Origin of the sequence: Ruegeria sp. (assembly GCF_965199275.1) — a bacterium.
GTDB lineage: Bacteria > Pseudomonadota > Alphaproteobacteria > Rhodobacterales > Rhodobacteraceae > Ruegeria.
This window is the reverse complement of the sequence record NZ_CBDAQX010000013.1, coordinates 261,236-283,077: the sequence shown is the minus strand read 5'-3', so window position 1 is coordinate 283,077 and position 21,842 is coordinate 261,236. Positions and strand designations below refer to the sequence as shown.

The window sequence follows — 21,842 nt, the reverse complement described above, 5'->3', positions numbered from 1 at the left end:
GCCGGACCTTAGAACTTGAACGAGGCAGGCAATTCGTCTGCCTCTTTCTGTTGGTGCGGTTGGATGACCCGCACCGACGCCCGGCGCAAGCGATCGTCAACAAAGTCTGTCTCGTCAGGTTTGAGCTGTTGGTGGCGCGGGTATCTTGGCTCGGCCCTGTCATTCAAGACGGGCGCGTCCCAGCCATCCGTTGTTGCGAAGAACCGGTCGACCCCGTCCGGCCCAAAAACACGCAGATATCCTTGCACAACGACGTCGATGTAGCTCAGCAGTAGCGGATGATGATCTGTCGGCGCATTGTGTCGGTCCTGCGGCACTGCATAAACAGCGATTTCAACATCCTGCTTAAGCGAATGCGTGACTGACGGCGTGGCGGGGATGCGGTCATAGGCCCACTCACGCTCATCCAGCGCGGCCCAGTCGTTTTTAGGTACGTGGGCAATCATACCTTCGATCTCGGAATCAGGATCAGGTACCGCCGTCAGGAACGCGACCGAGCGCAAGTCGGTGTGCTTCCATGCCCGCCGCCAACCTTTGAGCTTTGCAGGCCGAGGATCGGGAAAGTCATGTGTGGCCAAGTTTACGAGGCTGCCATAGCCAAAGAAATAGGGGTCTGCCATCAGCGCGAGATGTCCTTTGGGTCGATTGATGTATGTCAAACCGCTTTTTTGCCGGACATGCAATAAGATCACATCATTGATTTAGGGAGGCCCTTATGCGGATTACCAAACGGACGAATATTGCCGTGCGCCTGTTGATGTATTGCGCGGCACATCCCGACAGGCTGGTGACCAAGGCCGAGATCGCCGAGGTCTGCAACATTTCCGAAAACCATCTGGCTCAGGTGATAAACCAGTTGAGCCAGCTGAACTATCTCAGCACCCAACGGGGTCGCAATGGGGGCATGTCGCTGGCGCGCTCGGCCGATGAGATCCGGGTGGGGGCGGTGTTCCGGGATGTCGAAGGCGCGTTGCCGATTGCCGAGTGTTTTGCGGATGCCGACAACACCTGCCCTCTGACCGATGCGTGTCGATTGAAGCTGGCGCTGAAGGACGCGGCTGAGGTATTTTACGCCTCGCTTGACGAAATCACATTGGACGCGTTGGTTTGTGACAACGATCCTTTATTGAAAATCCTGCAACCCGTCGCCTGCGTGCGCTAAAGGGTCAATCGCTGGCGCGCAGGATGCGGGCTGGTCTTACCGATAGCGGACGTAGAGCGAATGCAAGCCCTGCACCCAGTGTCACGACCATTCCGGCCAATACGATGCCAACGGCTGAAGGCCAGATAACCGTATAGCCGGTGTCGAAGATATAGGTGGCGACGGCCCAGTCCCCTAGAATTCCGACCAGAAGGGCGACTCCCCCAGCGGCTGCTCCCAGCAAGACAGCACGCAGAGCAAAGCTTTGCAGGATGCGCTGCCGGTTCGCCCCGAGTGTTTTCAGCACCGCAGCTTCGTAGCGTCGCGCAGGCTCTCCGGCGGCGGCTGCGCCGATCAGGACCAGAAACCCGGTCAAAAGCGAGACACCTGCCCCGTAGGAGGTTGCCGCCGCCAACCCGGCCAGCAGGCCCGACACCCGGTCAATCGCGTCCCGCACCCGGATCGCGGTGATATTGGGGTACTGGTTGGCCAGATCGCGCAGGATCGCGGTTTCGGCCTGTTCCTCGGCATAAACGGTGGCGATGAAACTGTGTGGTGCACCGGCCAGCGCCGAGGGGTTCATCGACATTATGAAGCCCATGCCTGCCGTCGAAAAGTCAACCTCGCGCAATGAGGTCAGGCGGGCCGTGATATCTCGGCCCAAGATGTTAACCGTCAGTTCATCCCCAAGGGCCAGCCCCATCTCTGCGGCCTCTTCCGCGGCGAAGCTGACCTGCGGTTCTCCGGAATAGTCTTCGGCCCACCAATCGCCTGCTGTGACGCGGGCGTTTTCGGGCGGGCGGGTCGAGTATGTGATACCTCGGTCGCCTTCCAGAACCCAATGGTCCCCGGCAACGTCGCGCGCGGGGCGTCCGTTGATCTGGGTGACGATGCCGCGCAGCATCGGTGCGCTTTCGATGCGACTGACGGATGGGTCGGTCTCAAGACGCTCGGTGAACCCTGGCATCTGGTCCTTTTGGATATCGACAAAGAAATAGGACGGCGCAACATCCGGCAGGTTGCCCGAGATCGCGTTGCGCAAGGTCCCATCGATCTGCCCAACGGCGGCCAGAACAGACAGGCCGAGACCGAGGGACAGGACCACCGATGCCGCGCCCTCACGTGGGTCGGAAATAGCCGAGAGCGCCCATCGTAGGGCAGGGCGGCCACGTGCTGCGGGTTTGCCCGCGCGGGCGAGGCGGCCGATGGCGATGGCCGACAGGGACAGAAGTACGAGCGCGCCCACCAACCCGGCGCTGGTCCAGAGCGTCAGTCGGGCCGAGCCGCTGAACCACGCGGCGATTGCGATCAGCAGGAGCAGCCCGAAACCGGTGGCCATCACATAGATGGGTCGGGGGAGGGCGCGGGCCGTAGTCAGCGCGTCGCGGAACAGGGTGGCAGCACGCACCTCCTCGGTGCGGGCCAACGGCCAGAGGGTAAATAGGAAAGCGGTCAAAATGCCGTAGATCGCAGCCTCGGCCAGAGCTTGCGGGTAGAGGGCGAAAACCGCCGGGAGCGGCAGCAGGCTTTCGATCATTGGGGCAAGGGCCAGCGGCAGGACCCCGCCCAGTGTGACGCCGATGGCTATTCCGATCCCCGACAACAGCCCGATTTGGATCATATAGGTCTGGAAGATCGTCGCGCGGTCGGCCCCCAAGGTGCGCAAGGTGGCGATGGTTTCGGTCTTCTGTGACAGGTACGCGCGGACGGCTGCGGATACGCCTATGCCTCCGACTGCTAGCCCCGAAAGACCGACCAGAACCAGAAACGCGCTGAGTCGGGTGACGAATTCAGTGATGCCCGGTGCCCCGTTGCGGGCGTCGGTCCAGCGCATGCCGGTGCCATCGAAGGCCTCCTTGGCCTGCTGGGAGAGGTCTCCAAGATCAGTGCCTATGGGTAGATCAAGGCGGTATTTGGTCGAAAACAGCGTGCCTGGTGCCAATAGGCCGGAGGCCTGCAAGTCCACGGTTCGGACCAGTGTTCTTGGCCCAAGGGCGAACCCGTCCGCAGCACCGTCTGGCTCGTGGTTCAGGACCGCCATCAGGACAAACTCCTGTGTGCCCAAGGCAAAACGATCTCCGACCGCCAGCCCCATGCGGTCGATCAATGCGGGGGCCATAGCGGCACCGGGCAGGCCCTCTGCGCCCGCAAAAGCGTTATCCAGTGGCATCTCCGGCACCAGAGTAACCGCCCCCACCAAAGGATAAGCGCCATCCACCGCTTTGACTTGCGTCAAGGCGCGCTCGGTTCCGGTGTCTTGCGCGGCCACCGCCATCGACCGAAAATCGACAACCTCAGACACCTGTTGAGCCGTCTCGTCCATCCAGCGCCGTTCTTCGTCGCTGGCAAAGCGATAGGTGAACTCAAGCTGCGCGTCGCCGCCCAACAAGGCGGCCCCTTCCTGAGTTAACCCGGCCTGAATGGCCGAGCGGACCGAGCCGACCGCAGCAATGGCCGCAACCCCAAGGGCGAGACAGGCGAGGAAGATGCGAAAGCCGCGCAGGCCTCCGCGCAGTTCACGACGTGCCAGCCGTCCGGCCAGTCGCAGGCTCATTCCGCTGCCTCTTGCTTGGTCTCATCCGAGATGCGGCCGTCGCGCAAGCGCACAACGAGGTCGCAGCGCGCCGCCAGTGATGGGCTGTGCGTAACCAACACCAAGGTCGCGCCGTGCTTGTCCCGCAGACCGAACAGTAGATCAACGATTGCGGCACCGTTGGTTTCATCCAGATTGCCCGTCGGCTCATCCGCCAGAAGGATCTGAGGGCGCGGGGCCGAGGCGCGGGCCAGGGCAACTCGCTGCTGTTCACCCCCGGACAATTGCGCCGGATAGTGGTCGCGCCGATGGGACAGACCGACTGTGTCCAGCTCGGACTCGGCGCGGGTGAATGCGTCCTTGTGGCCGGCCAGCTCCAGTGGGGTGGCGACGTTTTCCAGTGCCGTCATGGTGGGGATCAGATGGAAATTCTGGAACACGATACCCATCGTGTCGCGCCGAAAGCGGGCCAGCGTATCCTCATCCATTGTCGTCAGATCCTGACACAAAGCCGAGACGCGACCGCCGGTCGCTTGCTCCAACCCGCCCATCAGCATCAGCAGCGAAGATTTGCCCGACCCGGATGGCCCGATCAGCCCCAAACTCTCACCCTTCATCACGGACAAAGAGATTTCATGCAGGATATCGACCCGCCCGGCATTGCCATCCAGCGACAAAGAGGCATTTTGGAGCGTAAGAACAGCTGAAGTCATCGGTCTTTCCATCGGAGGGCAGTCAATTGGGATATGGAGCGTTTGCAGCTCTGCGCAAGGTTCTGGTTTCAGGGCTGTTTGTCAGTTGGGGCTATACGGCAACAGCCGAGCCCGTGGTGATTGCCGCATTGGGGGATTCGCTGACCCAAGGCTATGGGCTGGTCGAACAGGATGGGTTCGTCCCACAGCTGGAACGCTGGCTGCAGGCGAATGGGGCTGAGGTTCGATTAATCAATGCGGGTGTCTCGGGGGATACAACGGCGGGCGGCGCGGCGCGGGTCGAGTGGACTTTGACGCCGGATGTGGACGCGATGATCGTGGCGCTGGGTGGCAACGACTTGCTGCGGGGGCTCGACCCCGACCTGTCGCGCGCCAACTTGACCGCAATCCTGAGCGCGGCTGAAACAAGCAAAGTCGACGTGTTGCTGATCGGCATGCAGGCCCCCGGCAACTATGGTCCGGACTATAAACAGGCGTTCGACACGATTTACCCGGATTTGGCTGAACAGTTTGATGTTCTCTACGCCGAAAGTTTCTTTGACGGTCTCGCGTCGGGCGGTGATCCGAACGCCGCCAGCCAATACATGCAGCCGGACGGGATTCACCCGAACACTCAAGGCGTCGCGCAGATTGTCGAGGCGCTTGGCCCATCCGTGCTGGAACTGGTCAAGATGTCGGGTGAACAGGGCTAGGGGTCATTAGACCACTGTGACAACCGTTCCGATTGGCACACGGTTGTAGAGATCCACCACATGTTCGTTCATCATCCGGATACATCCGTTGGACGCGGCCCGTCCGATCGTCTGCGGCTGCGTTGTGCCGTGGATGCGGAAATAGGTGTCGACCCCGTTCTGGAACAGATAGAGCGCCCGCGCGCCCAACGGATTGTCGCCCCCGCCGGGCTGAACATAGTCGTTATCCTTGAAACGGGCATAGGCCACCGGATCCCGCTCAATCATCTCTTGCGTGGGCCGCCAAGTGGGCCATTCCTTCTTCACGTCGATGGTCGCAGTGCCGGTGAACTCCAACCCGGCTTTGCCGACCCCACAGCCATAGCGGACCGCCTTGCGCGGTTCGGTCACGTAGTACAGGTAGAATGATCGCGGCACGACCAGCAGTTGCCCCGGCTGAAACTGCTTTTTGATCCGGACAAATTGCGGTGTGGGATCATACTCGGCAGCCTTCTTGGCGACGGCAATACCGGGGAGAAGGCTCAGGGCCGTTCCGGCCAGAAAAACACGACGTGTAAACATGTGCGCCTCTTGAATTGACCTGAAAAATCATCACTCGAATTCAAGAATGATATCTCAATTGGTCAATTATGGGGCAGATATTACGAAATTGTGATGTGAGGCCTTGCGGCCACAAAATAGGGCGAGGTTTACCCCCGCCCGTCTGAGTGGCTTATGCCAGCTCGATATTGTCCGCGCTTTCGCGACCGTCACGACCCGAGCGCAGCTCGTAGGTAACTTTCTGGTTGTCGGCCAGACCGGTCAGGCCCGAACGCTCGACAGCCGAGATGTGAACGAAGATGTCTTTGCCACCATCTTCGGGTGCGATAAAGCCGTAGCCTTTGGTGGTGTTGAACCATTTTACGGTGCCTGCAGGCATATCCGTGTCTCCTGTTTAGTGCTGCCCACGTGGATGCGGCAGCCTGGCGTCGTCGGTCTGGATCGAATGACTGAGCGCCGTAGAAGGAGACAGTGGGTCGAAATAGAAAAACGTTAGCCCTTTGGATATGGCATTGAGGTGGGGATGTGGCAAGGGAGGATTGAACAGGATGCGCTGTGAATTCAGGGCGTAACTGGTGATTTGAACGTGAACCCGCCGATGAAATTTCACCTTTGGCCCCGCCGCATTCGTCTCTCCATCGCGATATTCGTGCAAGCCGGGTTGATCCGGAGTGGAGCGGTGTGGTCACCAATGGCACGTTCGGAGAGCCGCAAAATGGGGTGAAACCCCATCCTACGCTTGCATCAACCCGCATTTGACAACTGTTTTACTCTTGTGCCAAGGACACTCAAGTGAAGAGGTAAAGAAAGTGAGTTCTTGGGCTTTTCTTGTCCGGCCTCAAAAACGACGCGGTCATCAAACCTGTCCACCAAAGATCGCCTTTCATCGGTACTCAGAGATTCGATCCAAGATGGTTTGAAGTAGATGTTCTCAGTGTATTCCAATGCAGTACGCAGTATGACGTTAGGTAAATCGTTTGGTTTGCAGGCTCGGTAAGAGTTCACAAACCGTATAGACGATGCTTTGTCTTTGTCGTCCGTCGAAGAAATTGAAACCAATGTGGTATCGTTTGCCTGCGGCATCACAGTCAGTTGAGCGTAAGAAAACTTCCGCCCGTATTCGGAGAAAGGTTGGAGTTGATTACCAAATACGTCGTTTTCTATACAAAAACAACCTGTGGCGGAGAATGGCAGCGCCGTGTCGATCAATGCGGAGTAGAAGTAGAGTTTACGCGCGCTTTTTCTTCGCTCAATGCGTTGGATAAGCTTGATTAAGTCCCAGTTGTACCTCGAGTAGTGGATCATGTGCTCAAGTTCTGATGTGAAGCTGTCTACATCTATCCAGAAATCGAAACTTGGTACCGTTTGTAGCCAGTTCAAAAATAGTGCGCCGTCAGTATGAACTACAGCTTCATAAAGTGCGCATCGAATGGCCAAAGCTAAAGACGTTCTATATCCGGGCCGTAGAAGCTTGTTCTCAATTTCGGAGAACGAGGTAGTATCATGCTCGGCGCAAAGACCGGGAAATGTAGATGCTCTTTTTGCGCTTACTCGAACAAGTTCGCGCCCATCCGAACTAGAAGGTTTTGTATTTGGACCATTGGAAAACCCGATGACGTGACCCGCTTCTGCAATCTGTTTTAGAGGACCTCTACGTTGCTGTGAATGAGAAGCTATGACAGGTTTGCCGCACTCTTGGCCTGAATAGGAAACCGGGCAAAGTCGTGCTCGATGCATGAACTTTGCCTGATCATGCTGAATTTCGATTGGCTGCTTGTATGTTTTGTTTTTGTGGCAGTCTTCGTATGGCTTTCCGCTACCACAAAAACAGGGTTGCTCAGAGAACAAGTCGCTGAAGTCGTCGGCGGTATACAAAACCTACCGCGCAAACTTCTTATGCTTCAACCGCTTGGGCTCCAGCGCATCCGGCCCCAACCGCCGTTTTTTGTCCTCTTCGTAGTCTTCGAAGTTGCCCTCGAACCACTCAACATGCGCATCGCCCTCGAACGCCAGAATATGTGTACAAATCCGGTCGAGGAAGAAGCGGTCGTGGCTGATGACCACGGCGCAGCCGGCGAAATCGACCAGCGCGTCTTCCAGGGCGCGCAGGGTTTCGACGTCGAGGTCGTTGGTCGGTTCGTCGAGCAACAGGACGTTTCCGCCCTCTTTCAGCAGGCGGGCCATGTGGACGCGGTTGCGCTCACCGCCGGACAGCAGCGAGACCTTCTTTTGCTGGTCGCCGCCCTTGAAGTTGAAGGACGAGCAATAGGCGCGGGAATTGACCTGCGCGTCACCCAATTGGATGATCTCGGCGCCGCCGGTGATCGCCTCCCACACGGTGTCGTTGTCTTTCAGGTCGTCGCGGGACTGGTCAACGTAGGACAGCTCGACCGTGTCGCCCAGCGTGATGGTGCCGCTGTCGGGCTGTTCCTGACCGGTGAGCATCTTGAACAGCGTCGATTTACCGGCACCGTTGGGGCCGATGACGCCGACGATGCCGCCCGGGGGCAGGGCGAAGTCCAGCCCCTCGATCAACTGCTTATCGCCCATGTGTTTCGACAGGCCCTCGACCTCGATCACCTTGCCACCAAGGCGCTGGCCGTTGGGGATGACGATCTGGGCGCGGGTCAGCTTTTCGCGCTCGGACTGTTCGGCCAGCTCGTTATAGGCGTTGATCCGGGCCTTGGATTTGGCCTGACGGGCCTTCTGACCCTGACGCATCCATTCCAATTCGCGCTGCAGGGTCTTTTGCTTGGACTTGTCCTCGCGGGCTTCCTGCTCCAGCCGTTTGGCCTTTTGTTCCAGCCATGCGGAGTAGTTGCCCTCGTACGGGATGCCGCGACCTCGGTCGAGTTCGAGGATCCAGCCGGTGATGTCATCCAGGAAATAGCGGTCGTGAGTGACGATCAGGATGGTGCCCTTGTAGTCGATCAGGTGCTGCTGCAGCCAGGCGATGGTCTCGGCGTCCAGGTGGTTGGTCGGTTCGTCGAGCAGCAGCATGTCGGGCGCTTCTAGCAGCAGTTTGCACAGCGCCACGCGGCGTTTTTCACCGCCCGACAGATTGGCGATATTGGCATCGTCCGGCGGGCAGCGCAGTGCCTCCATCGAGACGTCGATCTGGCTGTCGAGGTCCCACAGGTTTTCCGCGTCGATCGCGTCCTGCAGGGTGGTCATTTCCTCCATCAACTCGTCCGAGTAATTCTCGGCGATCTCCATGGCGATCTCGTTGAAGCGGTCGACCTTGGCCTTCTTCGCGGCCACGCCCAGCATGACGTTTTCGCGGACGGAAATCGATTCATCCAGCTGCGGTTCCTGTGGCAGATAGCCCACCTTGGCGCCTTCAGCCGCCCATGCCTCGCCGGTGAAGTCGGTATCGAGGCCAGCCATGATCTTCATCAGCGTCGATTTACCCGCGCCGTTGACGCCGACGACACCGATTTTCACGCCGGGCAGAAAGCTCAGGTGGATGTTTTCAAAGCACTTCTTGCCACCGGGATAAGTCTTGGAGACACCCTGCATGTGGTAGACATATTGATAGGCGGCCATGTCGCGTCCTCTGGGTCGGGGAAATTGGGTTGAAACGCTTGATATCCAAGCGGAGCGGGCGGGGCAAGCTGGTGGTTTCGTGATTTTTGCTTAGACCTTAGGCGGGCTAGAGTGGCTTCGGTTTGAGAGGCGCGTGAGATGTCAGAACTTGCGGAATTGATTGCTGGGTGGGCAAAGTCCGGTCGGGTCGATTGGATCGGAGTGCGTCCAGCCCGATGGTCGGAAATCGTCACTTTAGGCGACGCTACGATTTCCGCCGATGGTTTGGACGGAGATCGCAGTCGCGCGGGCAAACGGGCGGTGACTTTGATCCAGCAGGAGCATCTGGCAGCGATTGGCTCGTATCTAGGACAAGGGCGGATTGCGCCAGAGATATTGCGGCGCAATCTGGTGGTTTCCGGGATTAACCTCGCGGCCCTCAAGGGGCGCGAGGTGCAGGTGGGTGAGGCGGTTCTGCGCTTTACCGTGATCTGTGCGCCCTGCAGCCGGATGGAGGAAGCGCTTGGCAAAGGGGGCTATTCTGCCGTGCGTGGGCACGGCGGGTGGTGTGCGGAAGTGGTGCGCCCTGGACGCGCTCGGGTAGGCGATACAGTACAACCTGTTGATTGACAAGCTGCTTCAGTTCTGAACAACAGCAAAGGATGTTGCGCAGCCAGATACCATATGCTCGACCTGGACAGGTCATTGGGCTGTTCGGAGGCTCCTTTGATCCTCCGCATCAAGGTCATGTACATGTCACGCTTGAGGCGATGAAAGCGTTCGGCTTGGATCGTGTTTGGTGGCTGGTCTCTCCGGGTAACCCTCTGAAACAGCACGGGCCTGCGCCTTTGCCGCGTCGGTTAGAGGCCGCGCGGGCGGTGATGCAGCACCCTCGGGTGGACGTTACGGATATCGAGGCGCTGACGGGTACGCGGGCGACGGCGGATTCTCTGGTGGCCCTCCGGCGGCTTTATCCTCAAGTGCGATTTGTCTGGATCATGGGGGCTGACAATCTGGCGCAGTTTCATCAGTGGAAGGACTGGCGGCAGATCATGGACAGCGTCCCCGTGGGCGTTGTGGCGCGACCGGGGGATCGAATTTCCGCGCGGATGTCGTCAGCTGCGCGGGTCTATGCACCCTACAGGATTGACGGGCAGGCGCGGCATTTATTGGGGCGCGCGCAGGCTCCGGCATGGTGTTTCGTGAACGTGCCGATGGTCAATCTTAGTTCAACTGATCTTCGTAATCGCGGCACCTGGGCAAACGGAGTGTTGCCCGAATAGCCACATTGCCCGCATATTCTCATGCAATGGTTGTCCAAATTTCATCTCTGGGATTTTAATTGACCCATGGTTGATCGTATTTCACGCCGTTTGTTCCTGGCAGGGTTGAGTGCAGCTGCGGTCCCTGCGGCTGCCATGGCGCAGGCCCCCTTGGTGTCCTTGCGACCTCAGGCCCGTGGACCTCAGCTGACCGGGGCCGAGCGGTTCGTTCGCGCAGCCGGGCTGCGGGGCGATGTGATCTTTGCTGTGGCAGATGTTGAGACAGGCACCCAGCTTGAAGCGCTGGGGGGTGAGGCCGGGTTGCCTCCGGCGAGTGTGGGCAAGGCGCTGACCGCGCTCTATGCGTTGGACGTACTGGGTCCAGATCATCGCTTTGAGACCAAGCTTCTGGCGGATGGTCCAATTGAGAATGGCATTCTAAAGGGCGACTTGATCCTTGTTGGTGGCGGCGACCCTCTGCTGGATACGGATGCATTGGCAAGCATGGCAGCCAATCTGCGCGAGGCCGGGGTGACCGAAGTTCGCGGGGCGTTCAAAGTCTATGACGGAGCCTTGCCCTACGCGTTCAGCATCGACCCCGGGCAACCGGATCATCTGGGCTATAGCCCGGCGATCAGCGGAATTTCTTTGAACTTCAACCGCGTTCATTTCGAATGGAAGCGGGCCGGGACGAATTACAACGTCACGATGGATGCGCGCAGCGCCAAGTACCGTCCGGATGTCGATATGGCTGTGATGCGGGTGGAACCGCGCAGCCTACCGATCTACACCTATCAACCCAGCGCACGTCAGGACCGCTGGACCGTGGCCAAAGGCGCGCTGGGCAATGGCGGCGCACGTTGGTTACCCGTTCGAAAACCTGCACTTTATGCGGGCGATGTGTTTCGCACGCTTGCCCGCTCAAACGGGATTGTTCTGGGTCGGGTGCAAGTCACGCAGGAAACCCCGCAGGGCACTGCGTTGGTGGTGCATCAAAGTGACCGGTTAGAGAGCATCCTGCGCGGGATGCTGAAATACTCGACCAATCTGACGGCAGAAATGGTTGGTATGGCGGCCACTACAGCACGCGGGGTGAGGCCGAGTGATCTGGCGGACTCGGCGGCTGAGATGAACCGCTGGGCGGCGGAGACCTATGGTGCCAACCAAATCGCCATGGTGGACCATTCGGGTCTGGGAGACGCGTCCCGCATGCCTCCGGGCGATCTGGTAAAGGCGCTTGTTGCGGCGCGCAAAACCGGGGCGCTGCGGCCCCTGCTCAAGCCTTTCACGCTGACCGATAGTCAGGGTCGGGCGGTCAAGGATCATCCCATCAAGGTGAATGCAAAAACCGGAACGCTGAACTTCGTCTCAGGTCTGGGTGGGTTTCTGACTACGGCTGACGGGTCTGAACTGGCCTTTGCGATCTTTACGGCAGATGTGGACCACCGCGCCACGATCCCGCGCGAACAACGCGAGCGACCAGAAGGCGCGCGCAGTTGGAACCGCCGGTCGCGCAAGCTTCAGCGGGCTTTGATTGAGCGCTGGGGGTCTCTCTACGGCAGTTGAACCTAAATCGTGTGGCGCGCGCGGGCACCGCGTTCGATCGCGGCAGCGTGCAGGCGGTCGATGTTCAGCTCATAGCGGATTTCTTCCAGCAAACGCAGCTCGGTTTCGGCCAGTGAACCGTCTGCAGCGGCCACGTCACAGGCCAGCGCATAAGCCGTTTCGTTCAGGCGCTCGGGTAAGTTGTCTCGGATCAGGCCGAAGAGAGCATCCAACCCATCTTCCTGCTCGAACAGGTCGAACACGATTTGCGAAACCCGGCGGGTGCGGTCGATGTCATAGCCCGCAAAAACAGGCAGCATGTTCACCGCGCCTTCGATCTTGACCAGTTCGGCGGTGCGGATCGTCTCATCCGACGCCGAGATCGCGACCATGATCGCCACAAGGCAATCTTGCGGAGACATCGGGTGTGGTACTTGGTCGGTCATTGGGTCGTCCTGAGTCATTTGCTGCCGTCGCAAGATAGGAGGGCTGGCGGGCAGGTTCAACGGCTTTTGCGGGCGCGTGTCAGAGAATTGGCAGTGGTCCCCGCGTTTTGGTCTGACGCAGCACGAAGTTGCTGCGGGTGTCACGGACCAGACCTGACTTCAGAAGGCGCTGCATTATGAAAAGCTCAAGATCTTCGGGCGATTTGGCGTAGACCTTGAGGAGGAAGTCATGATCTCCGGTAATTGACGCGCATTCCACGATCTGAGGCTCGGTCTCAACCAGACGGAGGAAGGCGTTGATGCTGTCTTCCTGATGGCTCTGCAACGCGACGTGAATATAGGCAATTGCGTTCAGCCCGACGGATTTGGCACGGACCTGCGCGGTGTAGCCCGATACAACTCCGGATGCCTCAAGATCCCGTACCCGACGCCAGCATTGCGAGGCCGACAAGCCCGTGCGGTCTGCAAGCTCCTGCATCGACAATCGGCCGTCGGTTTGCAGCTGTTGCAGGATGGCTAGATCGGCAGGATGAAACGTTTGTGCCAATTTTATCCTCAATGCAAAATGATCCGTTCAACTATAAGGGATTTTCCCATCTAGAGAAACTGAATTCACCGCCTCCCTTGAATAGAATATCTGTGAAGGGGAGGAGAAGATGCCGAAATCAACGAAATACCGCGCTAAAATCGCCGATGCGCAGGGTCATATCGCATATACGGCTGAAGAGGATGCCGTTTGGGCCGATCTCTACGCGGCGCAGCAGAACACCGTACAGAAATACATGGCGCGTGACTATCTCAACGGCTTGAAACGTTTGGAGTTGCCGAAGACCCGTGTGCCTTCCTGCAAGGATATCTCGGAACGTTTGTTGGATCTGACTGGATGGCGGGTTCAGCCCGTGCCAGCGCTGATTGGGTTCGAAACCTTTTTTGGGATGCTGGCCGACAGGGTGTTTCCGGCTGCCTCCTTCATCCGTTCACGCGAGGATTTCGACTATATTGAAGAGCCGGACATTTTCCATGAGATCTTTGGGCATACGCCCTTGCTCAGTGATCCCAGATTTGCGGCGTTCAGTAGGGCCATCGGCAAGGCCGGGGTGCAGGCTGAGCCAAAGGACTATGCCTGGCTGATCCGGCTTTATTGGTTTTCGGTCGAGTTCGGGTTACGGTGGCAGGATGGTGAAATCAAAGCGCTGGGTTCGGGGCTTGCGTCCTCGCCCACTGAACTTGTTTATGCGGTCGAAAGCGACATTCCCGAACGAGACCCGTTTGACGTGCTGACGATCCTGCGTACTCCATACCGGATCGACATGCACCAAATGGGCTACTTTGTTCTGCAAGACCCCGAGGCGCTGTTCGCAGCGGCCGACAGGGACCTGTTGGCAGATGTAAAGCAGGCGCAGTCGCTTGGTCTATTGCCCAACAAGTTCCCGCCTAAAGCAACAGCAGCGGAGTGATCGAAAATGACCACAACAGGACAAACCTGCAACTTGTCAGACCGTACGTGCGTACCTTGTTCCGGCGGCATTCCGGCCCTGACGGCAGATGAGGCAAACGCTCATATGGGTGAGCTGTCATCGGAATGGACACTGAATGCCGGGTCGACCGAGCTAAGCCGCCACTTCGCGTTCAAGGGTTTTGCTAAGGCGACATATCTGGCCAATCTCTGCGCATGGCTGGCGGATCAGCAGGGGCACCACCCTGATATCTCGTTCGGCTGGGGCTATGTGGATGTCAGGCTGACGACCCACGAAATCGGCGGGCTCAACGAGAATGACTTTATCTGGGCGGCGAAACTGGACCAGTTGACCGGTTGAATCGGCTTTTGCCTTCGGAAAAACCCCGCGCTTTTATTGACTCATGCTGCACCGGCACAATAGGAGGGGCCGGTCGGTTGCAAAGGGCGACCGGCGCTGTTTTTCCCGATGGAGCAAATCTGATGTCTGAACTGCGTGAAACCGCAATGTCGTCCAAGGCCTGGCCTTTCGAAGAGGCGCGCCGGTTGCTCAAACGCTATCAGAAGAACGCTCCGGAGAAAGGGTTTGTGCTTTTTGAGACCGGCTATGGCCCCTCAGGCCTGCCGCATATCGGCACCTTTGGTGAGGTCGCGCGAACCACGATGGTCAAGCGCGCGTTCGAGGCGCTTTCGGATATCCCGACCAAGCTGATCTGTTTCTCGGACGATCTGGACGGCATGCGCAAAGTGCCCAGCAACGTGCCGAACCCGGATCAATTGCAGGACTACCTGCAATGCCCGCTGACGTCGGTGCCGGATCCGTTCGGCGAATACCCTAGCTTTGGCGAATACAACAACGCCATGCTGCGGCGGTTCCTCGATACCTTTGGGTTCGAGTATGAGTTCTATTCGGCGCGCGACTTCTACCGCTCGGGTCAGTTCGACGAGGTGCTGAAACGCGCCGTCGACAACTATGAGGCCATCATGGCCATCATGCTGAAAAGCCTGCGCGAAGAGCGCCAGCAGACTTACTCGATCTTCCTGCCGATCCACCCCGAAACCGGGCGGGTTCTGTATGTGAAGATGAAGAAGGTCTGCGCCGAGACCTACACCGTAACGTTCGACGATGAAGACGGCAAGGAATGGACCGTTCCCGTCACGGGCGGCAACGTAAAGCTGCAGTGGAAGCCGGACTTTGGCGCGCGCTGGGCTGCGCTTGGTGTCGATTTCGAGATGTACGGCAAGGAACACGCCACCAACGAAAAGATCTATGACGCGATCTGCCGTGCTTTGGGTGGCCGAGCGCCCGAGCATTTCTCGTATGAGCTGTTTTTGGATGAAAATGGTCAGAAGATCTCGAAGTCGTCCGGCAATGGTGTGTCGATTGACGAATGGTTGACCTATGCACCGACGGAAAGCCTGTCGTATTTCATGTATCAAAAGCCCAAGACGGCCAAGCGGATGCATTTCGACGTCATTCCCAAGGCCTACGATGAATACCATCAGCAGCTGCGGGCCTATCCGGGGCAGGAGCTGAAGGCGCAGCTGAACAACCCGGTCTGGCATATTCATGGCGGTGACGTGCCGGAATCGACCCTGATCGTACCGTTTGCCATGTTGCTGAACCTTGCGTCGGTTTCCGGGGCAGAAGACAAAGAGGCGCTTTGGGGCTTTATCCGCCGTTACGCGCCTGAGGCGACCGCCGAGAGCCACCCCGATCTGGATCAGGCGGCCGGTTTTGCCGTGCGCTACTTCAACGATTTCGTCAAACCAACGCGCAAGCACCGCGCCCCGACGGATCAAGAGCGCGAAGCGCTGGAGGCGCTCAAGGCCGCGCTCGAGGCCTATGACGGCCCGGCCGAGGATGAGGCTCTGCAATCGGTGGTCTATTCCATCGGGCGCGAGCGGTTTGACCCGATGCGTGGCTGGTTCACCGCCCTCTACGAGGTGCTGTTGGGGGCCTCGCAAGGCCCGCGTTTTGGCGGCTTCATTGCCCTCTATGGCGTGCCGGAAACGATTGCACTGATCGACAAGGCCTTGGCCGGAGAACTGGTCTGATTTGACCTGATCCCGCATGGGGCTACCGTTCCGACAGGAGGTAGCCCCATGCGTCGTTTACTGCTTGCCCTGTCCCTGAGCGCCGGTTTGGCCTCGGGTGCGTCTGCCCAGAGCGCCGAGATCGAGGCCAATATTGCGGCCCAGATTCAGGCCTTCAAGGCGGATGATTTCGCCACGGCCTTTACCTTTGCCAGCCCCAATATCCAGCGTCTCTTTGGAAACCCGGACAATTTCGGAGCGATGGTACGCAATGGCTATCCCATGGTCTGGCGTCCCTCTGATGTGCGGTTTCTGGAACTGCGCGAGGTCGCAGGCGCGTTGTGGCAGAAGGTCATGATCACCGATGGCGATGGCGCGGTTCACATTCTCGATTATCAGATGATCCAGCAGGAAAATGGCTGGAAGATCAACGGCGTGCAGCTATTGGGTCGCGCTGACCCTGCAGCCTGATGCAACACCACCGTCACGGTCGTATGAGTGGCGGTTAATCCCTTTTGGATACTCAGACTGTCGCGTTCGGGATGGACCTGAACACGGCGTTTGAACGTGCAGCCATTGGGCCGCGCGACGAGGAAAGGGATTTCTATGAACAAGGCAATCACCGACGGCATTGTGTTCATGCCGCCTGCTTTCGAAAACGGTCTGGGCGTGTGGTCTGCGGGCGATGGTACGCCGGGCTCACCGACCTATGATGGCTCGGGCACCGGGGCATTTGTGCCATCGGATGCGGATTTTGGCGGCTGTCTTGAGATCCTGAAGATCAACAGCCCGCAGCAGTTGCGCTACATGGGCCAGACCCCGATCCTGCCGGGGTGCTATTTGCAGATCAAGGCGCGGGTCAAGGCGATCAGTGGCCCTCTGCCCGAAGTGCGGATCGCCGCCTGGGCCGGAGCAGCGGGCGACACCCATCTGACGGGGGTCATCGAGCAAGGCCCAGCCACCCAGCTGACAAGCTATGGCGCAGTGACTGAGATCACCGCCATTGTGGGCACCGGGCGACGCCCGGGCGTGGATATGGCTTGGGGTGTCAGTGCGCTCTACGGTCATTTCGGCATTGATGTCGAGGGCGCCAATGGGGCCGTTATCCGCGTCGATGATTTGGAGGTCACCGATGTCACCGGCGTGTTCCTGCGTGAGATCGTCAGCCGTGTCGATGTGCGCGACTATGGCGCAGTGGGCGACGGCATTGCCGACGCTCGGCCGCGTTCGAGGCGGCGGATCAGGCCGCTGGAGGCCGGCGCATTTTTGTGCCCCAAGGCACCTATCGTCTGGCCGAGAATACCACCCTGTCCTCTGAGGTCGAGTTTGAGGGCACGGTCACGATGCCTGACGACAAGATGCTTCTGCTGCTGAAAAACTATGACCTGCCCGCCTATATCTCCGCGTTCGGGAATGAGGAGTTGGCCTTCAAAAAGGCATTTCAGGCGCTGCTGAACAACTCGGACCATGAATCGCTGGATCTCGGCGGCCGCAAGATCGAAGTGACGGCCCCAATCAACATGTTTGCCGCCGTTCCCAACAAGCCGGGGTTTTCGACACGTCGGGTCATCCGTAACGGTCAGTTCGATGTTAAAAACAGCTCGGCCTGGGATACCGAGACCTTCACCTCGGTCGCGACCTATGATCCAGCGGATTCGACCCGTCTGATCAATGTGGCCAATGTGGCGAATATCCCCATCGGCTCGCTGGTTCAGGGCAGCGGCGTCGGGCGCGAGATCTATGTACGTGGAAAAGATGAAAGCGCTGGTGAGTTGACGTTAAACGCGCCGATGTATGACGCGGCAGGCACTCAGACCTTCACCTTCGTGTCCTTCAAATACCTGCTTGATTTCGGCAATTTCGGAGTACTGCGCAAGTTCGGGATGGAACAGATCGAGTTCCAGTGCAACGGTCGCTGCAGCGCCATCCGTCTGGCGCCCGCGGGCAGCACATTCTCATTGTCGGATTGCTTCATCAGCCGCCCGCTGGATCGCGGAATCACCTCGATTGGGACGGGCTGTAAGGGGATGCTGATCGACAATTGCCAGTTCCTGTCCTCGGAAGAGTCGTTCATTGTAACGGACCGCAAATCGATCGCGCTGAACACCACCTCGAACGACGTGAAAATCCGCCACAACCGGGCGGTGCGCTTCAAGCACTTTGCGGTTATCGGCGGCGACAACAACATGATCCTTGGCAACCACTTTTTCCAGGGCGACAGTATTCCGCAAGGGGTGCGGACAGCAGGGCTGATCATGATCGGCACCTATAATAGCTCGACCATCGCCGAGAACTACGTGGACAATTGCTTTGTGCAGTGGACGAACGAGCGGGACACGACACCCGCCTATGTCTCGGGCTATTCCTTCAGCGCCATGAGCATCACCGACAATATCTTCTATTCCAGCGAGGCGCCGCCCTGGTTCAGCTATATCGTGATCCGTCCGCACGGTCCGGGGCATTTCCTGAACGGGCTGGCGGTGACCGGTAACAAGTTCCGCTCTAGTGGGACAGACCTAGAACGCGCCGACCGGGTGGATACGTCCTTTGCGGATCTGGATGCGGATCAGCACATCAACGTCACGTTCAGCAACAACACCTATCACGGTATTGATGCCAAGGTGGAAAACCCGCTGCGTGTGCGACACAGCCAGAGCTCGGCCTCGCAGGTCTGGACCATCGACTCGGACGGTCGGTTGCCGTTTGGTTCCAAGGCGCGTAGCTGTGATGCGGTAGCGGTTCTTGGGCCGCTCAGAACGGCGCTTGGGTCGGTGCGCTATTCCTTTCCCTATGCCGATGTCGAACAGGGCAGTAATGGCGATGCGGTCCAACTACGTTGGGCCGAAAGCCTGAGCGGTGATGTCTCGGTACAAATGCGTCTGGAAGAGTAGAGATACCAGCAAGTCGCCCCTTTAACGGGGCGACTTCGCTTTGGGCGGCAGGAAAGACAAGACGTTTGGGAATCCTGTGCTAGGCTGAGGGTAAGCCAAAGGAGGACTCAGATGCCGACCATAGCCAAAACCGCCAGCGTTCAGACCGTTATCACGACATTTGAGATGACACCCGGCACCTGTCAGGACCTGCTTGAGGCGCTGACGGATGCCTATTCCGAATTCATCTCAAAACAGCCTGGTTTTGTATCCGCCGGCCTGCATGTCAACGACGCACAGACCCGGATTGCCAATTATTCGCAATGGGAACGGCGCGAGGATTTTCTGGCCATGCTACGCACCCCGGAAATGCGCGACCGCAACCGCAAGATCAATGAGCTGTGCAAGAGTTTCGAGCCGGTCATGTATGACGTGGCTGAGACATTCAATTGACGCAGGTCCGGTGTCCCGGTGTCAGATGTCTGTAGCTTCGACGCGGTAAGCTTTGCCAAACCCGCCGTTCAGCAGCCCATCTTCAATCTCAAAGCGGACAAAGCTGAAATCGGCGAAATCTGCATAGAGTCTAGCCTTGGGGCGCAGTGACAGATACCTCTGGCGGAGGTTGTCATGATGCGCCGTTCCCCTTGCAACCAAACGAGCCGTCGCGTGCAAGGTCAGCCGAGGATGCGTCAGCGGATCCCCCTTAGGGCCTGGATCCCCGATCAGAAGGGCGCAGGCAGGGTTGTTCTGTAGCGCCCTGCTATGATCCGACAGGCTTGAAATCAACGAGATCGGCTGCCCCTTGGCGTCTGTTGCCAGCGCAATCCGCGATACTGATGGCAAAGCGGTGCTCGGTCTCAGAACGGCGAGCGCAGCATGGGTCGCCTCATCCATCAATTCGCGGATCAGGCCCCGGGCGGTTTCGTCCAGCGGTTGGTAGGGGTCTTTGGTTGGCATTTTGCCTCGCATTGGTGAGCGTGAAGGTGATCCTATACTCGCTGATCTTTGTGGGTAAGCCGCGTTCTGCCTCGGCTTCGCCACAAATCCCCTGTATCGCGATGGCATGATGTTTCGCAAATCCAAACTGGACGAACCCTTGCCGACCAAACGTCAGCGCCGGGCCGAAGCTGCCCGGCGACGCGCGCTCTCTCCGGTGCGTATTCTGCTTATGGTGCTGTGCCTGCCGCTGACCGTCGCGTTGATCTCCTTTAACATGTTCGTGCGCCTTTCGGACTATGGCCGGGATGAGGCCATGGTCCATCTGATCGCGCTGGCCGGTTGCGATGCCTCTCGGGCCGTTGGGTTCGGCACGTTTTACGAAGGCTATGCGGGTTATCATCCCCGCAACGACCCCGACGGTGACGGAGTGGCCTGTGGACCGGATGTGGCACAACGTCAAACGGCCCCCTCGCCGAGCACGACCACGCCCCGTGAAACAGCCGCCAACCAAAGGTCCTTGGGCAACGCCAAGTTCATCAAGCCCTAAAACCCTTGGGTTGAGGGCCGTTACCTCCGCGACCGCTTGGCCTGTGGCGCTGCGGGATTCTGCCAGAACATGCTATGATGCACCGCGTTGGTACCAGTTTGGTGCCTCCATCGGGCAATTTCGCCCAGCTTGGGAGGACAAAGATGTTTGCACGCGTAACTCAATTTAAAATGAAGCCCGGCACGCGCGAGGCGGCCACGGCGAAGATGAACGAATTGAAATCTGAAATCATGGGTATGCCCGGCATGCACTGTTTTACCAATGTGATGAACGAGGACGGCACCGGATACGTGATCTCGGTGGTCGAAAGCGAGGATATCTCGAACGCAAACGCTCCAAAAGTGGCCGAGCTTTGGGGGCATTTCGCTGAATTCATGGAAGCGCCGCCAACCCCGGCAGGCTTTGACGTGATTGCCCATTGGGACAAAGGCTGAACGCACGTTTGACCACAGGCCGATCCGCGCCACTCCAGGCAGTGCTACGAGAGCAGCGACGCTGCGCAGGTGCGAAACTTGCGCACCTCTGGCGCGGCACCTTCCAGTGAGAATTCAGTCAGGTCGTCTTGCGTGAAGGCATAGGCCGTTTGGTTGAACTCGAGGCCGTCCAAGACGTTGCCAAAGCCGGTGTCTGAGACGAACAAGGACATCGCATCGTCCGACAGCTTGTGTCGTGGCGTTCCGATCTCAATCGGGTTTGGGCCTTCAAATCGCATGGCAAACCAAGGCGTTTGTGTCCAGCCTTCGGCGCGGCGCGTGATTTCGAGGGTATAAAGCGGCTGCGCCGGATCGTAGGTGAGCCGGATCTCCTCTGCTTCGGTTTCGTGTGTCAATGTGCAGATCTCGCCAATCGTGGCGTTCCACGCATAGGCGGGGCTGCCGAGCAGCAGTGAGAGCAGGACAAAGCGCATAGCGAGGAACCTAGCCGCAGATTACTCTTTGGCAAGTGTGTGGCAGGCTAGCCCTTCATTGCGTTTAACAAGTCCAGCAGCCGCTTTCGGTCATCATCGTCAGCATAGTCACCGGTGGCCAGGCGCTGGGCAATGCTCAGGCGCAGGCGTTCCTGCTGGGTGCGGACATCTTCGCTGGCGGTTTCGGCCAGCGTTTTCATGATCGCCGCCACGGCCTGTTTGCGATTGGTGCTGGGGCTGGCGATGTAGTCAACAAGGCTCTGCTTGCCGGAATCGAGGATGTTTTCGGCCAGATCGCGCAGTTGCGCGCCATTGGGCAGCAGCGGGGCAGGAGCGTCTTCGGGCGGCAGGATGTCCGGTACCCTGCGCGGGGTCTCGGTCAGAGCGTTCGCACCGTCGACAAAGGCCTCGGTGATCATCCGGGTGATCCTGATCGCCCGCGGGTCCTTGAACAGGGCCGAGGCGATGGCCACGCCGTAATCCGTATAGACCCAAGGATTGACCCGCCGCCCGCCGCGGCCTTTGGGTTTTGAGATCACATTCTGTGATTGCAAATCGGCGACCTCGGCGTCGGTCAGTTGAAAGCGGTAGCCTTCAAACAGGTCTTTGTTGCGTGAGACGGCCTGATTGAAGGCGCTGACGGATTTTCCGTAGAACTGCGCCAGATCTGTAGAAAAGCGTGCAATTTT

General features: G+C 58.7%; 24 protein-coding genes and 2 pseudogenes. 13 read left to right on the top strand and 13 right to left on the bottom strand.

Going from position 1 to position 21,842, the window contains the following annotated elements; all coding sequences use genetic code 11:
• Window positions 1-8: 8 nt before the first annotated feature.
• A complete protein-coding gene (locus tag ACOERD_RS09520) occupies window positions 9-620 on the bottom strand; it encodes a gamma-glutamylcyclotransferase family protein (RefSeq protein ID WP_419738856.1) in 612 nt (203 codons plus the stop codon).
• 95 nt (window positions 621-715) lie between these two features.
• On the opposite strand from ACOERD_RS09520, the gene ACOERD_RS09515 reads away from it, so the two are divergent.
• Window positions 716-1,162, top strand: coding sequence for an RrF2 family transcriptional regulator (locus tag ACOERD_RS09515; protein ID WP_419738855.1), 447 nt, complete (start codon window positions 716-718; stop codon window positions 1,160-1,162).
• A gap of 4 nt (window positions 1,163-1,166) precedes the next feature.
• On the opposite strand, the gene ACOERD_RS09510 is transcribed toward ACOERD_RS09515, so the two are convergent.
• Complete coding sequence (locus ACOERD_RS09510; protein WP_419738854.1) at window positions 1,167-3,695, bottom strand: ABC transporter permease; 2,529 nt, start codon at window positions 3,693-3,695, stop codon at window positions 1,167-1,169.
• Complete coding sequence (locus ACOERD_RS09505) at window positions 3,692-4,387, bottom strand: ABC transporter ATP-binding protein (RefSeq protein WP_419738853.1); 696 nt, start codon at window positions 4,385-4,387, stop codon at window positions 3,692-3,694. Before ACOERD_RS09505 ends, ACOERD_RS09510 begins: the two co-directional genes overlap by 4 nt.
• Before the next feature lie 26 nt (window positions 4,388-4,413).
• On the opposite strand from ACOERD_RS09505, the gene ACOERD_RS09500 reads away from it, so the two are divergent.
• On the top strand, window positions 4,414-5,079 hold the full coding sequence (locus ACOERD_RS09500; RefSeq protein ID WP_419738852.1) for an arylesterase: 666 nt from the start codon (window positions 4,414-4,416) through the stop codon (window positions 5,077-5,079).
• Between the two features lie 6 nt (window positions 5,080-5,085).
• Here the strand turns inward: ACOERD_RS09500 and ACOERD_RS09495 are convergent, their stop codons facing one another.
• The 5 genes and pseudogenes from ACOERD_RS09495 to ettA all read right to left on the bottom strand — a co-directional run bounded on the left by ACOERD_RS09495 (window position 5,086) and on the right by ettA (window position 9,165).
• Entirely contained in the window at window positions 5,086-5,640 is a 555-nt protein-coding gene (locus tag ACOERD_RS09495; protein WP_170378840.1) for a L,D-transpeptidase, read from the bottom strand.
• Between the two features lie 151 nt (window positions 5,641-5,791).
• Complete coding sequence (locus tag ACOERD_RS09490; RefSeq protein ID WP_170378838.1) at window positions 5,792-5,998, bottom strand: cold-shock protein; 207 nt, start codon at window positions 5,996-5,998, stop codon at window positions 5,792-5,794.
• Window positions 5,999-6,363: 365 nt separating this feature from the next.
• Complete coding sequence (locus tag ACOERD_RS09485) at window positions 6,364-7,356, bottom strand: hypothetical protein (protein ID WP_419738912.1); 993 nt, start codon at window positions 7,354-7,356, stop codon at window positions 6,364-6,366.
• 54 nt (window positions 7,357-7,410) lie between these two features.
• Window positions 7,411-7,467 (bottom strand): annotated as a pseudogene (locus tag ACOERD_RS09480) (SEC-C metal-binding domain-containing protein); the annotation flags it as partial.
• Window positions 7,468-7,497: 30 nt separating this feature from the next.
• On the bottom strand, window positions 7,498-9,165 hold the full coding sequence (ettA, locus tag ACOERD_RS09475; RefSeq protein WP_419738851.1) for an energy-dependent translational throttle protein EttA: 1,668 nt from the start codon (window positions 9,163-9,165) through the stop codon (window positions 7,498-7,500).
• 138 nt (window positions 9,166-9,303) lie between these two features.
• Between ettA and ACOERD_RS09470 the strand changes: the two genes are divergently transcribed.
• From ACOERD_RS09470 to dacB, 3 genes are all read left to right on the top strand, one after another.
• The gene (locus tag ACOERD_RS09470; protein WP_419738850.1) at window positions 9,304-9,774 is read left to right on the top strand and encodes an MOSC domain-containing protein; all 471 of its coding nucleotides are present in this window, start codon (window positions 9,304-9,306) and stop codon (window positions 9,772-9,774) included.
• A 32-nt stretch (window positions 9,775-9,806) separates the two neighbouring features.
• Window positions 9,807-10,427, top strand: a complete 621-nt coding sequence (locus tag ACOERD_RS09465) for a nicotinate-nucleotide adenylyltransferase (RefSeq protein ID WP_419738849.1) — start codon at window positions 9,807-9,809, stop codon at window positions 10,425-10,427.
• 66 nt (window positions 10,428-10,493) lie between these two features.
• Entirely contained in the window at window positions 10,494-11,972 is a 1,479-nt protein-coding gene (gene dacB, locus ACOERD_RS09460; RefSeq protein WP_419738848.1) for a D-alanyl-D-alanine carboxypeptidase/D-alanyl-D-alanine-endopeptidase, read from the top strand.
• Window positions 11,973-11,974: 2 nt separating this feature from the next.
• Here the strand turns inward: dacB and ACOERD_RS09455 are convergent, their stop codons facing one another.
• Complete coding sequence (locus ACOERD_RS09455; RefSeq protein WP_170721088.1) at window positions 11,975-12,397, bottom strand: tellurite resistance TerB family protein; 423 nt, start codon at window positions 12,395-12,397, stop codon at window positions 11,975-11,977.
• A gap of 79 nt (window positions 12,398-12,476) precedes the next feature.
• Entirely contained in the window at window positions 12,477-12,944 is a 468-nt protein-coding gene (locus ACOERD_RS09450; RefSeq protein WP_419738847.1) for an Lrp/AsnC family transcriptional regulator, read from the bottom strand.
• Window positions 12,945-13,053: 109 nt separating this feature from the next.
• Between ACOERD_RS09450 and phhA the strand changes: the two genes are divergently transcribed.
• The 6 genes and pseudogenes from phhA to ACOERD_RS09420 all read left to right on the top strand — a co-directional run bounded on the left by phhA (window position 13,054) and on the right by ACOERD_RS09420 (window position 19,213).
• Window positions 13,054-13,854, top strand: a complete 801-nt coding sequence (gene phhA, locus ACOERD_RS09445; protein WP_419738846.1) for a phenylalanine 4-monooxygenase — start codon at window positions 13,054-13,056, stop codon at window positions 13,852-13,854.
• A 6-nt stretch (window positions 13,855-13,860) separates the two neighbouring features.
• Window positions 13,861-14,214, top strand: coding sequence for a 4a-hydroxytetrahydrobiopterin dehydratase (locus ACOERD_RS09440; RefSeq protein ID WP_419738845.1), 354 nt, complete (start codon window positions 13,861-13,863; stop codon window positions 14,212-14,214).
• Between the two features lie 122 nt (window positions 14,215-14,336).
• On the top strand, window positions 14,337-15,911 hold the full coding sequence (locus ACOERD_RS09435; protein WP_419738844.1) for a lysine--tRNA ligase: 1,575 nt from the start codon (window positions 14,337-14,339) through the stop codon (window positions 15,909-15,911).
• A 48-nt stretch (window positions 15,912-15,959) separates the two neighbouring features.
• A complete protein-coding gene (locus ACOERD_RS09430) occupies window positions 15,960-16,361 on the top strand; it encodes a DUF4864 domain-containing protein (RefSeq protein WP_419738843.1) in 402 nt (133 codons plus the stop codon).
• 135 nt (window positions 16,362-16,496) lie between these two features.
• Window positions 16,497-18,781 (top strand): annotated as a pseudogene (locus tag ACOERD_RS09425) (glycosyl hydrolase family 28-related protein).
• A 111-nt stretch (window positions 18,782-18,892) separates the two neighbouring features.
• Window positions 18,893-19,213: an antibiotic biosynthesis monooxygenase family protein gene (locus ACOERD_RS09420; protein WP_170462743.1), complete on the top strand. Its 321-nt coding sequence runs from the start codon at window positions 18,893-18,895 to the stop codon at window positions 19,211-19,213.
• A gap of 21 nt (window positions 19,214-19,234) precedes the next feature.
• Here the strand turns inward: ACOERD_RS09420 and ACOERD_RS09415 are convergent, their stop codons facing one another.
• A complete protein-coding gene (locus tag ACOERD_RS09415; protein ID WP_419738842.1) occupies window positions 19,235-19,717 on the bottom strand; it encodes a HugZ family protein in 483 nt (160 codons plus the stop codon).
• A gap of 106 nt (window positions 19,718-19,823) precedes the next feature.
• Here ACOERD_RS09415 and ACOERD_RS09410 point away from each other — a divergent pair, with 106 nt between their 5' ends.
• Entirely contained in the window at window positions 19,824-20,246 is a 423-nt protein-coding gene (locus ACOERD_RS09410) for an excalibur calcium-binding domain-containing protein (RefSeq protein ID WP_419738841.1), read from the top strand.
• Window positions 20,247-20,389: 143 nt separating this feature from the next.
• The gene (locus ACOERD_RS09405) at window positions 20,390-20,680 is read left to right on the top strand and encodes a hypothetical protein (protein WP_170468737.1); all 291 of its coding nucleotides are present in this window, start codon (window positions 20,390-20,392) and stop codon (window positions 20,678-20,680) included.
• 44 nt (window positions 20,681-20,724) lie between these two features.
• On the opposite strand, the gene ACOERD_RS09400 is transcribed toward ACOERD_RS09405, so the two are convergent.
• A complete protein-coding gene (locus ACOERD_RS09400) occupies window positions 20,725-21,153 on the bottom strand; it encodes a hypothetical protein (protein ID WP_419738840.1) in 429 nt (142 codons plus the stop codon).
• Between the two features lie 47 nt (window positions 21,154-21,200).
• Window positions 21,201-21,818, bottom strand: a complete 618-nt coding sequence (locus ACOERD_RS09395) for an ORF6N domain-containing protein (RefSeq protein ID WP_419738907.1) — start codon at window positions 21,816-21,818, stop codon at window positions 21,201-21,203.
• Between the last annotated feature and the right edge of the window lie 24 nt (window positions 21,819-21,842).